We start from the raw sequence: 13,275 nt of genomic DNA, 5'->3' as shown, positions 1-13,275 counted from the left end.
ACACGTACACAGGACACAAGGAGTCGATTCATGCCGTACTACTATTTCTATGGGTTCGACCCGGCGTATCTTCTGCTGATCGTCGTCTCGACCATCCTGGGCATGGCAGCCCAGGGATATATCAGGAGCACATACCGCAAGTGGTCCAATGTCCCGGCATCGAGCGGCATGACGGGCGCGCAGGTTGCACGCCGCATGCTCGATGAGGGCGGTGCCTCCTCTGTCGGCATCACCGAGATCGGTGGCACCTTGACGGACAACTTCGACCCGAGGGACAACAAGCTCCATCTCTCGCAGGAGAACTTCTCTGAGGGCTCTGTCGCCTCGGTCGCTGTTGCCTGCCACGAGGCAGGACACGCCTGCCAGAAGGCCAAGGGCTATGTGCCCATGAAAGTGAGGACGGCGCTCGTGCCGGTCGTGAACTTCGCGACGAACGCCTGGACCGTCGTGTTGCTTCTGGGCATCTTCATGGGCCTCGCCGGCTTTGTCCGTCTGGCGCTCATCCTCTTTGCCTTTTCCGTCATCTTCGAGCTCGTGACCCTGCCGGTCGAGATCGATGCCTCGAGGCGTGCTGTGAAATACCTTGCAGCCAATGGCGGAGGCATCGACGAGAAGGGTGCGAAGCAGGTCCTGACTGCGGCTGCCCTGACGTACGTCGCAGCAGCACTTGTCTCGATCCTGCAGCTTGTCTATCTGATGGGACGCTACAATGACCGGAACTAGCGAGCTTTCAGACGAGGCGCTGAGCGTCTCCGAGGCGGTTGCTGCCGCAAAGGGTGCGGTGGCATCGGTCGGCACCTTCCTCGTCACGGGCGAGGTCTCGGGCTTCCGTGGCCCCAATGCCAGGAGCGGACACTGCTACTTCGAGGTCAAGGACGATGTGTCCTCGATGTCGGTGATTGTCTGGCGGGGCGTCTATGCCGCCTCCGGCATCCAGCTCAAGGACGGCATGGAGCTCCTCATGAAGGGCAAGTTCGATGTCTACCAGGGCTCGGGCAGGCTCTCCTTCATCGCGAGCAAGATCATGGTGTCAGGAGAAGGGCTTCTGCGCCAGCAGGTCGCAGCGCTTGCGAGAAAGCTCGAGCGCGAAGGCCTCATGGACCCCTCCCGCAAGCGTCCCATCCCGCGCTTCTGTACGCGTGTCGCTGTCGTGACCTCCCTTTCCGGTTCTGTCATCGAAGATGTGCGCAGGACGCTCAAGCGCAGGAACCCGCTTGTCGAGCTCCAGATGGTCGGTGCTTCGGTCCAGGGACCGGAAGCGCCGAGAACCATGGTGAGAGCCTTGAAGATCGCTGCAGCGGCAAAGCCTGATGCGATCCTTCTTGTCCGTGGTGGCGGCTCCTTTGAGGACCTCATGGCGTTCAACGACGAAGGGCTTGCGCGTGCCGTGGCAGCCTGCCCCGTGCCGGTGATTACGGGAATCGGACATGAGCCTGACACTTCGATCTGCGACATGGTGGCAGACAGGAGATGCTCGACGCCGACCGCTGCGGCTGAGTCGGTGGCACCGGCTCTGGATGAGATCGTGACGACCCTGAACGAGCGCCAGGTACGTCTTGGACGTGCCTTCGGGACAACGCTCGAGCGCGAAGGGGAGAAGCTTTCCCACGCAGAGCAGCTCATGAGCTCTGCCATGACAGGAAGGCTCGGTCGCGAGCAGGTGCACCTCGAGTCTCTGGCAAAGCACCGCTGCTTCACGGACCCGATGTCCTTCATCGAGGACAGAAGATCTCAGCTTGAGCTTTCCGAGCAGCGCCTCCACGACGCGATTCCGCATGCGCTCGAGCGGCAGGAGAAGGACCTCAGCCACATGGCTGTGCGCCTCACGGGTGCCGCTACCAGGATGCTCGTTCCTTACGAGGCAGAGGTGAAGCGTGCTGCAGCGACGCTCGATGCGCTCTCGCCCCTGAAGGTCCTGGGCCGTGGCTACGCAATCGCAAAGGACAAGGACGGCCATGTCGTGAGCGATGCAGAAAAGCTTTCGCCTGGAGACGAGCTCAACGTGATGCTCGGACATGGTACGGTGACGACAGAAGTGAAGGGCGTCGATGTTTCGGCGCAGACAAGATAGGAGATTTCCATGGCTGAAGAGCTGCCGAAGGTAGAGGACATGAGCTTCAAGGAGGCTTCCGTCGAGCTTGAGCGCATCGTGCGCTCTCTCGAAGCAGGAGACCTCGAGCTCGAGGATTCGCTTGCCCAGTATGCACGCGGCGTCGAGCTCCTGAAGAGCCTGCGCGACAGGCTTGCACATGCCGAGCAGAAGGTGCAGGTGCTCCTCGATGCCTCGAAGGAAGAGGTGGCGCCGGATACGACCGCTGCTCCCTCTACGGCATACCTGGACGAGTAGGTGAGGATTGCTGTCTGTGCCGAAGCTGTGGCATCCAAGCTCGGCTTTGCGGCGCAGCTGAGAGAGTAGACTGGACCCAACATCCGCGAATGGAAGGAGCAGGTGCTATGAGCGACTGCATTTTCTGCAAGATTGCAAACGGCGAGATTCCGACCGATATGGTCTACGAGGACGACCTAGTGGCGGCATTCAAGGACGTGAATCCGCTCACGCCGGTCCATGTGCTCGTCGTGCCGAAGAAGCACTACGCGAACATCGTGGACAATGTGCCGGCTGAGGTCCTTGCTGCGATGGCCCACGCAATCGACGTCGTGACGAAGCAGTATGGCCTCGACAAGACCGGCTTCCGCTGCATCACGAATACCGGCGACGATGCAGGGCAGTCCGTGCATCACTTCCACATCCACATCCTGGGTGGCAGGAAGCTCGACCCGGAGGCCGGCGAGGGCAAGAAGTAGCGAGCCTGAGGCGAGAGGCGCTGCGTAAGCAGCGCCTCTTTTGCTCTGCGGGATATGCATTGAATCCCTTGCTGAGAATGCATTTTTTTATGAAGCGATGGCGCTCATGCGAATAATGCGCCACCTTGCCGAGATGGGCACTGGGATGGGATATCTGCGGCAAGTAGAGTATCATTGACATGTCTGTGTTGGGAGGGCACCCTCCCTGAGAGAGGAGACTCATGATTGTACTTGTCATCAACGCTGGCAGCTCTTCGCTGAAGTATCAGCTGCTCGACACGAAGACCCGCGAAGTCTATGCCAAGGGCAACTGCGAGCGCATCGGTATCGATGGCTCCTTCATCGGCCACGAGGAGCGTGGCGGCGAGAAGCAGAAGCTCGAGGTCGCGCTTCCCGACCACAAGACGGCTGTGAAGCATGTCTTCGATATCCTCGCCGAGGCAGGCTTCGATACGGACAAGATCCAGGGCATCGGCCACCGCGTCGTTCAGGGCGGCTGGTACTTCCCCGAGTCCAAGGTCGTCACCGACGAGACCCTCTCCTGGGTCCGCGAGGTCGCACCGCTCGCGCCGCTCCACAACTACGCAGAAGCTGACGTAATCGAGATCTGCCGCGAGATGTTCCCTTCCATCGGCAATGTGATCGTCGCCGATACGTCCTTCCACTACAACATGCCTGAGAAGGCATGGCGCTACGCCCTGCCGCGCGACGTCGTGGACAAGCTGCACATCCGCAAGTACGGCGCACACGGCACTTCGCATCGCTACATCTGGAAGGAGACCTCCGAGTTCCTGAAGGGCGACGTGCACAAGCTCGTCTCCTGCCACCTCGGCTCTGGCGCCTCCCTTTCCGCTATCGAGGATGGCCACGACATGGACACCACGATGGGCCTTACGCCGCTTGATGGCCTCATCATGGGCACCCGCTGCGGCACGATCGACCCGGCTACGGTCTGCTACCTTCAGCGCGTCGGTGGCTACTCGGTCGACGAGGTCGACACGATGATGAACAAGCAGTCCGGCCTGCTTGCACTCTCTGGTGTCTCTTCCGACTCCCGCGATATCGAGGCTGGTGCCGAGAAGGGCGACAAGAACTGCCAGATGGCGCTCGAGATGTTCTACTACCGCACGAGCCAGCTCATCGCCGAGATGGCACAGTCCATGCACGGCTTCGACACGATGGTCTTCACGGCCGGCATCGGCGAGAACTCGGCAGAGATGCGCTACGGAGTGGCACACGAGCTCGAGTGGCTCGGCGTCAAGATCGACCCCGAGAAGAACGCAGTGCGCTCCGGCGACCCGCGTATCATCTCGACGGACGACTCTTCTGTCAAGGTCCTCGTCGTTCCTACGAACGAGGAGCTCATGATCGCCCTCGACGTCGAGGCACTCCTCGGCTAATCGCCCAGGCCCATATGGTCCTGAACAAGGCGGAGCTTCCTCCGGGAGGCTCCGCCTTTCTTATGGCTTCTTGGCTCGGATGCTGGAAGCCAATGTTTATAGAAGGGCCGATAGCCCGCCTCCATTGGCCGGCTGCCGAAGCATCAGAGGCTACAGATAGATAGAGAGACTGAACCTGTATATGGGCTGAATGCACGTTTTCCATATCGCAGCCGCGCACTTCTCTTTTCCGACAGCCGTATCCACCCCTGCAAGGAGGCAGCAGCATGAAGAAGGAAACGCGTGACATCTTCATCCTGCTTGTGGTCATAAGCTTGAGCTTGTCGGTGACTGCGGGCTTCTGATTCTGAGCTGGCACAGGACACCCCGCTGGATCTCTAGATGTCCGTCCTTGGAGGCATGTGGGCTATTTCGGAAGCATCCTTATCAGTCTCTTCATCTTCCGGTCGCTGTGGAAGAGGCTTCCAAAGAAGGACTGATGCTGCCTGGCTCCGCATGATGTGCGCTGGGTTGTGTCCAGAGGCGGGGTTTCGGCAACAATGTGGAGGCCTGGTCCGAGAAGACGGACCAGGCCTCCATCTCATGCGTCTCTTGCAGATGAGCGCTTTGTCCCATTCCTGCGTTTCAGCAGCTCGCCCAGGCCTATCTCCTAGAACGGACGGATCGTGAAGGTGCGGGAAAGCTCTTCTCCCGGCTCGAGGAAGAGCATGCCGCGCTTCTTCTCGAACTCGTCGGTCTCGTCCTTGGCAGCAGCGATGCCGACCCAGGGCTCGACGGCGACGAAGGGTGCGTCGTTCTCGGCAGACCAGACGCCGAGATAGGGGAAGCCGTCGAAGGAGAGCTCGACACCGTGGCCGCTCTTCTTTCCGAAGAGCTGGACACGGTTTTCCGGTACATCGTGGAGCGTGAGCGTGAGATAGCGCTCGAAGAGGCCATGTGTGAGCGGAAGCGTATCGGAAGTGCCGAGCGAGGTCATCTGGCTGAAGTCCTCAAGGCCCTCTGCGTCGATGGCTGCGGTCTCGATATCCCAAGGCGCAGCGAAGCGGAGCTCATAGTCCTCAAAGGACTCATCTGTGCCGGCTAGCGGCACATTGAAGGCAGGATGGCCGCCGAGCGTGAAGGGAAGCGTCACCTTGCCCGGATTCTTCACGGTATAGGTCTGGGAGAGCTTCTCGCCGTCTGCTGCATAGGTCATCTCGAGCACCCAATCGTACGGGAAGCTCTTCTTCGTCTCATCGGTCGACTCCACATGGAACGTGACGGACGAGCTGTCCTTCTTTGCCACTGAATGCTCCATGTTTCTGGCAAGGCCATGGCGGGAGAGATGGATGTCGCCCTGCTCGCTCGTGGCAAACCCGTTCCTGAGCACGCCGACGATAGGGAAGAGGATGGGGGCGCATCTCGGCCACCACTTCGGATCCCTCTGCCAGAGGTACTCGGTGCCATCGAGTGCCAGGCTCATGAGCTGTGCGCCGTGGGAATCGATTGCAGCAGAAAGGGGACCGGACGAGATCTTTTCTATGGTGCTCATGGGCAGCTCCTTAAGGATATGCACGAAATGCAGAACGCAACCATCATAGCGCCGAAGCATGCTCACGGGTCCTCGTCCCGGCTGGCGGCACAGCAGACGGATAGATGGGCTGCAGACAGGGAAGGCGTCCTGTGTCCAAATGGACGGAAATGAAACGAATTGACGCATGTGCGGTACCCAGCAGGGAACAAGAAGTGAGGCGGGCAGAACGATTCCTGATTGGCTGCATGACGGAAACGCTTCCGGCATGTTAACGATTCAATGCAGTTTTTTGTAGTCCGCTAGAATTTTATGTGCTGGTTTCAAGGATGGTCTATCTGCGCGCAAGGTGCGCGCACCCGTTAGGAGGATGTATCGTGATCGAAGAAGAGCTTGCACACGCTGGCATTGCAGCGCATGAGGGCAAGGTGCTGGTCGACGCCGCTCCTGCCGTGCTTGTAGAAGAGGCCCTGAAGAAGGGCGAGGGCGAGCTGACCTCGACCGGCGCATTCGCAGTCTACACCGGCAAGTATACGGGACGCTCTCCGAAGGACCGCTTCATTGTCGATACGCCTGATGTGCATGACAAGATTGCCTGGGGCACCGTGAATGTGCCGATGAGCGTCGAAGGCTACCAGCACATCAAGGAGAAGATCTGCTCCTACCTTGCAAAGCGTGACCTCTATGTGATCCATGCCTATGCTGGCGCGAACAGGGCACACTCCCGCAAGTTCGAGGTCGTCTGCGAGCTGGCAAGCCAGGCACTCTTCTCGAAGCAGCTCCTCGTGCGTCCGACCGATGAAGAGCTTGCATCGTATGGCATGCCTGACTTCACGGTCCTTGCAGCTCCTGGCTGCAAGTGTGACCCGGCGGTCGATGGCACACACTCCGAGGCCTGCATCCTCATCAACTTCCAGGAGCATGAGATCTTGGTCCTCGGCTCCCGCTACTCGGGCGAGATCAAGAAGTCGGTCTTCTCGACGATGAACTACCTTACGGTCGAGGAGGACAACATCCTTCCTATGCACTCGTCTGTGAACAAGGATCCCGAGACCGGCGAGACGGCAGTCTTCTTCGGCCTTTCCGGCACCGGCAAGACGACGCTTTCTGCCGACCCGAAGCGCATCCTTGTCGGCGACGACGAGCATGCCTGGGGCGACGATGGCGTCTTCAACTTCGAGGGCGGCTGCTACGCAAAGTGCATCCGCATCTCTCCGGAGACCGAGCCTGACATCTTCAATGCCATCAAGTTCGGCTCTGTCTGCGAGAATGTCGTCCTCGATGACAAGCGCGTGGCCGACTACGACGATGCCAAGTACACGGAGAACACCCGTGTCGCCTACCCGATCGAGAATATCCCGAATTCCGATCCTTCGGGCTGCGGCAAGGTCCCCTCTGTCGTCATCTTCCTGACGGCCGATGCCTTCGGCGTGCTTCCGCCGATCTCCCGTCTTGACCGCAATGGCGCCATGTACCACTTCATCTCCGGCTTCACCTCGAAGGTCGCCGGCACGGAGCGCGGCATCACGGAGCCGCAGCCGACGTTCTCGACGCTCTTCGGCGAGCCGTTCATGCCGCTGAACCCGCTCACCTATGCCCAGATGTTCGGCGAGCGCATGGAGCGCTATGGCACCCGCGTCTACCTCGTGAACACTGGCTGGACCGGTGGCCCTTACGGCACCGGCAAGCGCATGAAGCTTGCCTATACCCGTGCCATGGTCACAGCAGCCCTCAATGGCTCTATCGAGAATGCTGAGTTCGTGCACGACAAGGTCTTCAACGTCGATGTGCCGCAGACAATCGAGGATGTCCCGTCCGAGCTCCTGAATCCGCGTGACACGTGGGCCGATCCTTGTGCCTACGATGCAGCAGCAAGGAAGCTTGCCTCCATGTTCGAGGAGAACTGCGCCAAGAAGTATCCGGACATGGCACCCGAGATCAAGGCTGCTGGTCCCTGCTCCACGGCAGAATAGGGAAGAGCTCAGAGCCTATTCGAGAGGGTCCCTTCGGGGGCCCTCTTTCTCTATGCAGAGAAGATGCTGGCATGAAAAAGGAGGCCCCGGAAAACCGGAGCCTCCATAGGTGCGTGTGGAGAGAAGCTACTCTGCCATCTGTGCCTGGACAGCGGTGATTGCGACGACGCCCACGATATCCTGAGCGGAGCAGCCGCGGGACAGATCGTTCACCGGCTTTGCGATGCCCTGGAGGATCGGGCCATAGGCCTCGGCGCCAGCGAAGCGCTGGACAAGCTTGTAGCCGATGTTGCCGGCCTCGAGATCCGGGAAGACGAGGACATTGGCATGTCCTGCAACCTCGGAGCCCGGTGCCTTGAGCTCAGCCACGGACGGGACGAGGGCAGCGTCGAGCTGCAGGTCGCCGTCGAGGGCAAGCTCGGGGTTCTTCTCCTGGGCAAGCTTCGTTGCCTCCTGGACCTTCGTCGGGATGTCGCCCTTTGCGGAGCCCTTCGTGGAGAAGGAGAGCATAGCGACCTTCGGGTCGGAGCTCATGTACTTCTTCCAGGACTCGGCAGAGGCAAGAGCGATCTCGGAGAGCTCTTCTGCGGTCGGTGCGATGTTGAGGCCGCAGTCAGCGAAGAGCAGCGTGCCGTTGTCGCCGTACTCGGCCTTGTCCGTGCACATGATGAAGAAGGCAGAGACAAGCTTGGTGCCCGGAGCGGTCTTCAGGATCTGGAGTGCCGGACGAAGGGTGTTGGCCGTGGAGTGGCAGGCGCCGGACACGAGGCCGTCAGCGTCTCCTGCCTTCACCATCATCGTGCCGAAGTAGGTGGCGTCGTCCATCTGCTTCCTGGCGTCTTCGATGGTGACGCCCTTCTTCTTGCGGAGCTCGGCGAAGAGCTCGGCGTAGGCTTCATGCTTCTCTGCGGTCTTGGGGTCGATGACCTCGACACCCTCGACAGAGATCTTGGCAGGGTCGCCGAGGATAACGAGCTTGGCGAGGCCCTCCTTCACGATCTCCTTTGCAGCCTCGATGGTGCGCGGATCTTCGCCCTCGGGCAGGACGATCGTCTTGAGGTCAGACTTGGCCTTCTGCTTCATGCGGTCTAGAAAGCTGCTCATCATTGCTCCTTCTGAGAGGCCAGCCGCATATGGGCTGTTTGTATGCTTCTCGCCAAACGTTTCGGTCATGGACGCTTTCATTATAGGGTCGCGTGCTAGAATCTTCAAAGAATTAAGCTCCATTGGGCGCAGCGCGTTGATGGGGCTGCGCTTTTTTCTATAGGGCAAGCAAGTGGCGCAAGCGCCAGTCAGTGAGGTTGTATGAATATCGCACATGGTCTGCCGGATAATTTCAATGCTGACAGCTACGACGTCCTCGTCGTCGGTGCGGGTTATGCAGGAGCAGTATGTGCCCGCCGCCTGGCAGAGGCCCTGAACTTCAAGGTCTGCATCGTCGAGCGCCGCGACCACATCGCGGGCAACGCCTACGACTATGAGGACGAGGCAGGCATCCTCGTCCACAAGTATGGTCCGCATATCTACCATACGTACAACGACCGCGTGCATGACTTCCTGTCCCGCTTCACTGAGTGGACGGACTATCAGCACAAGGTGCTTGCAAACATCCATGGCACGCTCATGCCGGTGCCGTTCAACCACCAGTCGCTGAAGCTTGCCTTCGGCGAGGAGAAGGGCGAGCACCTCTACCGCAAGCTCGTCGCAACGTTCGGCCAGGACAAGAAGGTCCCCATCCTCGAGCTCCGCGAGAAGAACGATCCTGAGCTCGCTGAGGTTGCAGACTACGTCTACGAGAACGTCTTCCTGCACTACACGATGAAGCAGTGGGGCAAGACTCCTGACCAGATCGATCCTGCTGTCATGGGCCGCGTGCCGGTCTTCGTCGGCGACGACGACCGCTACTTCCCGCAGGCACCGCACCAGGGCATGCCGAAGGATGGCTACACGAAGCTCTTCGAGAACATGCTGAACCACGACCTGATCGATGTCTTCCTCGATGTCGATGTCCGCTCCATCATGCAGCTCACCGACACCTCTGTCATGGTGTGCGGCAAGCCTTATGGCGGCGAGGTCATCTACACCGGCGCTCTCGACGAGCTCTTCGGCTTCGACGAGGGTCCGCTTCCGTACCGCACGGTCGACATGGTCTTCGAGACGCTTCCCGAGGACCAGTTCCAGCCGGTCGGCACCGTGAACTACACGGTTTCCGAGAACTTCACGCGCATCACGGAGTTCAAGAACATGACAGGCCAGGTCGTTCCCGGCAAGACCACGATCATGCGCGAGTACTCCCGCACGTATCTTCCGGGCGTCGGCGAGACCCCGTACTATGTCATCAACGAGCCTGAGAACATCGAGCTCTATCATGGCTACCGCGACCGTGTCGCGAAGCTCGTGAACTTCCATCCGGTGGGCAGGCTTGCAGAGTACCGCTACTACGATATGGACGGCGTAACGGCATCAGCTCTCGAGCTTTCCGACGAGATCATTGCCCATCATTAGGGGGAATATGCGCAAGACGATAACCTTCGGCATTCCCTGCTACAACTCCGCCGAGTACATGGACCACTGCATCTCGTCCATCCTCGATGGATCGGGACGGGCCGAAGATGTCCAGATTGTGATCGTGGACGATGGCTCCGTGAAGGACAACACGGCTGAGAAAGCCGATGAATGGCAGGAACGCTATCCTGACATCATCAAGGCTGTCCATCAGCCGAATGGCGGCCATGGCATCGCGGTCCTTTCCGGCCTCAAGAACGCTGACGGCGTCTATTACAAGGTCGTCGACTCCGATGACTGGCTGGATGCAGACGCGCTCCAGGCGCTTCTGGCAAAGCTCCGCGAGTTCATCGAGACCGATACCCGTGTCGACCTCGTGATCACGAACTATGTATATGAGCATGTCGAGGACGGCAAGCAGAATGTCGTGGACTACGGCTTCGCGCTGCCGAAGGGCAAGATCATGGGCTGGGACCAGATCGGCCACTTCAACATGAGCCAGAACCTCCTCATGCACTCGCTCTGCTACCGCACGGACGTCCTGCGCCGGGGCGGCATCCCCATGCCTGCGCATACATTCTACGTGGATAACATCTATGCCTATGTGCCGCTGCCACGCTGCGAGACCCTCTATTACCTCGATGTGGACCTCTACCGCTACTTCATCGGCCGCGAGGACCAGTCCGTGAATGAGTCGGTCATGACGAGCAGGATCGACCAGCAGCTCAGGATCACCCGCATCATGATGCATTCCTACCACCTGTACGACGATATCAAGTCGCGCAAGCTCAGGAACTACATGCTGAACTACTTCACGCTCATGATGGCGGTATGCTCGATCTTCTCGAAGCTCTCCGACAAGCCGGGTGCCGAGGACAACCTCAAGGCCATCTGGTGCGAGCTCCAGCACTACGACGAGAAGATGTACGCGAGGGCGCGCCGCGGCCTTGTGGGCATCGCGACGAACTTCCCGACCGAGACCGGCAAGAAGGTCACGATCGGCATCTACCACATCGCCCAGAAGCTCGTGAAGTTCAACTGAGCATCTGAACAAGAACACGTAAGAAGGTGCCAGTCCCTTGGACCGGCGCCTTCTTCTATCTCTGGAATTTCTTGTCTCAGATCTCGGAATCGAAGCTCGATGCAGCCTTGAGGCCGAAGGCAGGCCTGGCTTCGCGTGCGGCATCCGCAATCGCGCGCTCGATGGCCCGCACGGCAAGCGTGCCGACGAGGTCGACGGGTGCCTCCAGGGAGCCGGAAGCCATCACGAAGATCGTGTCGCCGTCGTTTGTCGTGTGCGTCGGCCGTATCGCATGGGCGTAGCCGTCTGCTGCCATCTGCGCGACCTTTGTTGCCTCTGCCTTCGTGAGGCGGGCGTTCGTGACGATGCAGGAGATCGTCGTATTCGTGCGGGCAAGCGGCATCACGAGCGATGTGCTGGCAGCGATGAGCGCATCCTCTTCGTTGACAATGTGCGTGCCGTCCTCTGAGAGGAGTCCTGAGAGGGGTTTTCCTGTCTCGGGGTCACATATGTTGCCGACAGCATTGACGGCGCTCAGAGCGCCTACGAGAAGCTCTCCGGCAGACTCAACATCCTCGCCGAGGCCGCTCTTCATGGAGCGCTCAGGCCCTTCGAGCTTGCCGACCGTGCAGCCGCATCCGGCACCCACATTGCCGCGGGCGAGCGGCTTATCCTTCTCCTCGAAGGCATTGGCGACAGATTGGGCGCCCTCTTCCATGCCGGGGCGCACCGTAGCAGAGCCGCAGGCAAGGTCGAAGAGGCAGGCAGAGGAGACGATAGGGACGATGCCGACACCGACATCGAGGCCCACACCCCTGCGCTCAAGCTCCTCAGCAGCGCCAGAAGCGGCTGCAAGGCCGTATGCGGAGCCTCCGGAGAGCATGACGCAATGGAGGACATTCACGGTCTCCTCGGGCCTGAGAAGGTCTGTCTCGCGTGTTGCAGGTGCTCCTCCACGCACGTCCACAGCGCCTGTCGCACCTTTCGGGCAGACGATGGCAGTGCATCCTGTTCCTGCCTCTGCCAGCGTTGCGTGCCCTGCAAGAAAGCCCGGGATGTCACGGATGGATCTATGCATGCTCGTTTCCTCCTCTGAGGATATCTTCGACGAGAGCTGTGCTGTAAGAGGGTGCCATGAGCTCGCGGACTACGCGGGTGAGCGGAAGTCCCATGATCGTGTAGAAGTCGCCTTCGATATGCTTCACGAGCAGGCGCCCTCTGCCCTGGATCCCATAGGCTCCTGCCTTGTCGGACGGCTCTCCTGACGCCACATAGGCAGCAATCTCCTCATCGCTCAGCTCATAGAACGTGACCTTGGCCGTATCGACAAGCGAATGCACAGAGCCATCCTTCACGAAGGCAGCTCCGGTCGAGACAAAGTGTGTCGCACCGGAAAGCTCATGGAGCATCTCTTCCGCGTGAGCGGTATCTCTGGGCTTTCCCAGCACATCTCCCGACTCAAGCCAGACGATCGTGTCGGCAGCAAGGATGGCAGGGGAGGAGGCATCGTCTGCATGGCGGTGAGCTACCGCTTCTGCCTTCGTCTTTGCAAGACGCTCGACCAAGGATTCGGGGGCCTCGCCGGCATGCCTCGTCTCGTCGATGTCTGCCGGCTCGACGGTGGGTGCAAATCCTGCCTGCATGAGGATCTCGAGCCTTCTCGGCGACTGCGACGCAAGTATCAAAACAAGACCTCTTTCCAGAAAAAAGGCGGAGGCAAAAGCCCCCGCCCTCTGTGCCAGATATGGCAGATGCTACTCGACGGTAATTGCGCCGACGGGGCAGTTGTCTGCCGCCTCCTGTGCGGAGTCCTCGTTCTCCTCGGGAACCTCGTCGACGATAGCCTCAGCGGTGCCCTCGTCGCCGATTGCGAAAACCTCGGGGCAGGTGCTCTCGCAGAGACCGCAGCCGATGCACTCTTCGCTGACAGATGCCTTCATGATGTCATCCTCTCACTTGTTCTGACATAAGGTGGCCCGAGCCCCTCGCTCAGGCACGTACCTTTTGTACACTTTCTTGCCCAGAAACGCCAGTGTCTTGCAAACCTTTTTGGCAGTCGGT

At 59.8% G+C, this 13,275-nt stretch carries 13 protein-coding genes; 8 read left to right on the top strand and 5 right to left on the bottom strand.

What is annotated here, in order from left to right:
- Window positions 1–30 precede the first annotated feature (30 nt).
- The 5 genes from ABVS03_RS02560 (at window position 31) to ABVS03_RS02540 (ending at window position 4,205) form a co-directional block, all read left to right on the top strand.
- Window positions 31–723, top strand: a complete 693-nt coding sequence (locus ABVS03_RS02560) for a zinc metallopeptidase (protein WP_368017895.1) — start codon at window positions 31–33, stop codon at window positions 721–723.
- Window positions 710–2,071 carry an exodeoxyribonuclease VII large subunit gene (xseA, locus tag ABVS03_RS02555; protein ID WP_368017894.1) on the top strand — a complete coding sequence of 454 codons (1,362 nt, stop codon included), beginning with the start codon at window positions 710–712 and terminating at the stop codon, window positions 2,069–2,071. Before ABVS03_RS02560 ends, xseA begins: the two co-directional genes overlap by 14 nt.
- A 9-nt stretch (window positions 2,072–2,080) precedes the next feature.
- Entirely contained in the window at window positions 2,081–2,347 is a 267-nt protein-coding gene (gene xseB / locus ABVS03_RS02550) for an exodeoxyribonuclease VII small subunit (protein WP_330971995.1), read from the top strand.
- A 107-nt stretch (window positions 2,348–2,454) separates the two neighbouring features.
- On the top strand, window positions 2,455–2,805 hold the full coding sequence (locus ABVS03_RS02545; RefSeq protein WP_330971994.1) for a histidine triad nucleotide-binding protein: 351 nt from the start codon (window positions 2,455–2,457) through the stop codon (window positions 2,803–2,805).
- Window positions 2,806–3,026: 221 nt separating this feature from the next.
- Window positions 3,027–4,205, top strand: coding sequence for an acetate/propionate family kinase (locus tag ABVS03_RS02540; RefSeq protein ID WP_330971993.1), 1,179 nt, complete (start codon window positions 3,027–3,029; stop codon window positions 4,203–4,205).
- A 649-nt stretch (window positions 4,206–4,854) separates the two neighbouring features.
- Here ABVS03_RS02540 and ABVS03_RS02535 read toward each other — a convergent pair.
- A complete protein-coding gene (locus tag ABVS03_RS02535) occupies window positions 4,855–5,736 on the bottom strand; it encodes an aldose 1-epimerase family protein (protein WP_368017893.1) in 882 nt (293 codons plus the stop codon).
- Window positions 5,737–6,092: 356 nt separating this feature from the next.
- Between ABVS03_RS02535 and pckA the strand changes: the two genes are divergently transcribed.
- Window positions 6,093–7,688, top strand: a complete 1,596-nt coding sequence (pckA, locus tag ABVS03_RS02530; protein ID WP_330971991.1) for a phosphoenolpyruvate carboxykinase (ATP) — start codon at window positions 6,093–6,095, stop codon at window positions 7,686–7,688.
- Window positions 7,689–7,814: 126 nt separating this feature from the next.
- Here pckA and pta read toward each other — a convergent pair whose 3' ends face one another.
- A complete protein-coding gene (pta, locus tag ABVS03_RS02525; RefSeq protein ID WP_330971990.1) occupies window positions 7,815–8,792 on the bottom strand; it encodes a phosphate acetyltransferase in 978 nt (325 codons plus the stop codon).
- A gap of 201 nt (window positions 8,793–8,993) precedes the next feature.
- Between pta and glf the strand changes: the two genes are divergently transcribed.
- Entirely contained in the window at window positions 8,994–10,193 is a 1,200-nt protein-coding gene (gene glf, locus ABVS03_RS02520; protein WP_368017892.1) for a UDP-galactopyranose mutase, read from the top strand.
- Between the two features lie 7 nt (window positions 10,194–10,200).
- The gene (locus ABVS03_RS02515; RefSeq protein WP_368017891.1) at window positions 10,201–11,235 is read left to right on the top strand and encodes a glycosyltransferase family 2 protein; all 1,035 of its coding nucleotides are present in this window, start codon (window positions 10,201–10,203) and stop codon (window positions 11,233–11,235) included.
- A gap of 76 nt (window positions 11,236–11,311) precedes the next feature.
- Here ABVS03_RS02515 and ABVS03_RS02510 read toward each other — a convergent pair whose 3' ends face one another.
- From ABVS03_RS02510 to ABVS03_RS02500, 3 genes are all read right to left on the bottom strand, one after another.
- Complete coding sequence (locus ABVS03_RS02510) at window positions 11,312–12,292, bottom strand: P1 family peptidase (RefSeq protein ID WP_368017890.1); 981 nt, start codon at window positions 12,290–12,292, stop codon at window positions 11,312–11,314.
- A complete protein-coding gene (locus tag ABVS03_RS02505; RefSeq protein WP_368017889.1) occupies window positions 12,285–12,899 on the bottom strand; it encodes a nucleoside triphosphate pyrophosphatase in 615 nt (204 codons plus the stop codon). Before ABVS03_RS02505 ends, ABVS03_RS02510 begins: the two co-directional genes overlap by 8 nt.
- Before the next feature lie 69 nt (window positions 12,900–12,968).
- Window positions 12,969–13,154 carry a ferredoxin gene (locus tag ABVS03_RS02500; protein ID WP_330971985.1) on the bottom strand — a complete coding sequence of 62 codons (186 nt, stop codon included), beginning with the start codon at window positions 13,152–13,154 and terminating at the stop codon, window positions 12,969–12,971.
- Between the last annotated feature and the right edge of the window lie 121 nt (window positions 13,155–13,275).

This window comes from Olsenella sp. AGMB03486, assembly GCF_040884255.1.
GTDB classification, from domain to species: domain Bacteria; phylum Actinomycetota; class Coriobacteriia; order Coriobacteriales; family Atopobiaceae; genus Olsenella_L; species Olsenella_L kribbiana.
The sequence above is the reverse complement of the archived record's forward strand: the minus strand, read 5'-3'. Positions and strand labels throughout refer to the sequence as shown.

Coding starts and splice junctions, on each gene's coding strand:
- xseA (WP_368017894.1), top strand. CDS start 710: ATGACCGGAACTAGCGAGCTTTCAGACGAGGCGCTGAGCGTCTCCGAG.
- pta (WP_330971990.1), bottom strand. CDS start 8,792: ATGAGCAGCTTTCTAGACCGCATGAAGCAGAAGGCCAAGTCTGACCTC.
- ABVS03_RS02560 (WP_368017895.1), top strand. CDS start 31: ATGCCGTACTACTATTTCTATGGGTTCGACCCGGCGTATCTTCTGCTG.
- ABVS03_RS02500 (WP_330971985.1), bottom strand. CDS start 13,154: ATGAAGGCATCTGTCAGCGAAGAGTGCATCGGCTGCGGTCTCTGCGAG.
- ABVS03_RS02540 (WP_330971993.1), top strand. CDS start 3,027: ATGATTGTACTTGTCATCAACGCTGGCAGCTCTTCGCTGAAGTATCAG.
- xseB (WP_330971995.1), top strand. CDS start 2,081: ATGGCTGAAGAGCTGCCGAAGGTAGAGGACATGAGCTTCAAGGAGGCT.
- ABVS03_RS02535 (WP_368017893.1), bottom strand. CDS start 5,736: ATGAGCACCATAGAAAAGATCTCGTCCGGTCCCCTTTCTGCTGCAATC.
- ABVS03_RS02545 (WP_330971994.1), top strand. CDS start 2,455: ATGAGCGACTGCATTTTCTGCAAGATTGCAAACGGCGAGATTCCGACC.
- ABVS03_RS02515 (WP_368017891.1), top strand. CDS start 10,201: ATGCGCAAGACGATAACCTTCGGCATTCCCTGCTACAACTCCGCCGAG.
- ABVS03_RS02510 (WP_368017890.1), bottom strand. CDS start 12,292: ATGCATAGATCCATCCGTGACATCCCGGGCTTTCTTGCAGGGCACGCA.
- glf (WP_368017892.1), top strand. CDS start 8,994: ATGAATATCGCACATGGTCTGCCGGATAATTTCAATGCTGACAGCTAC.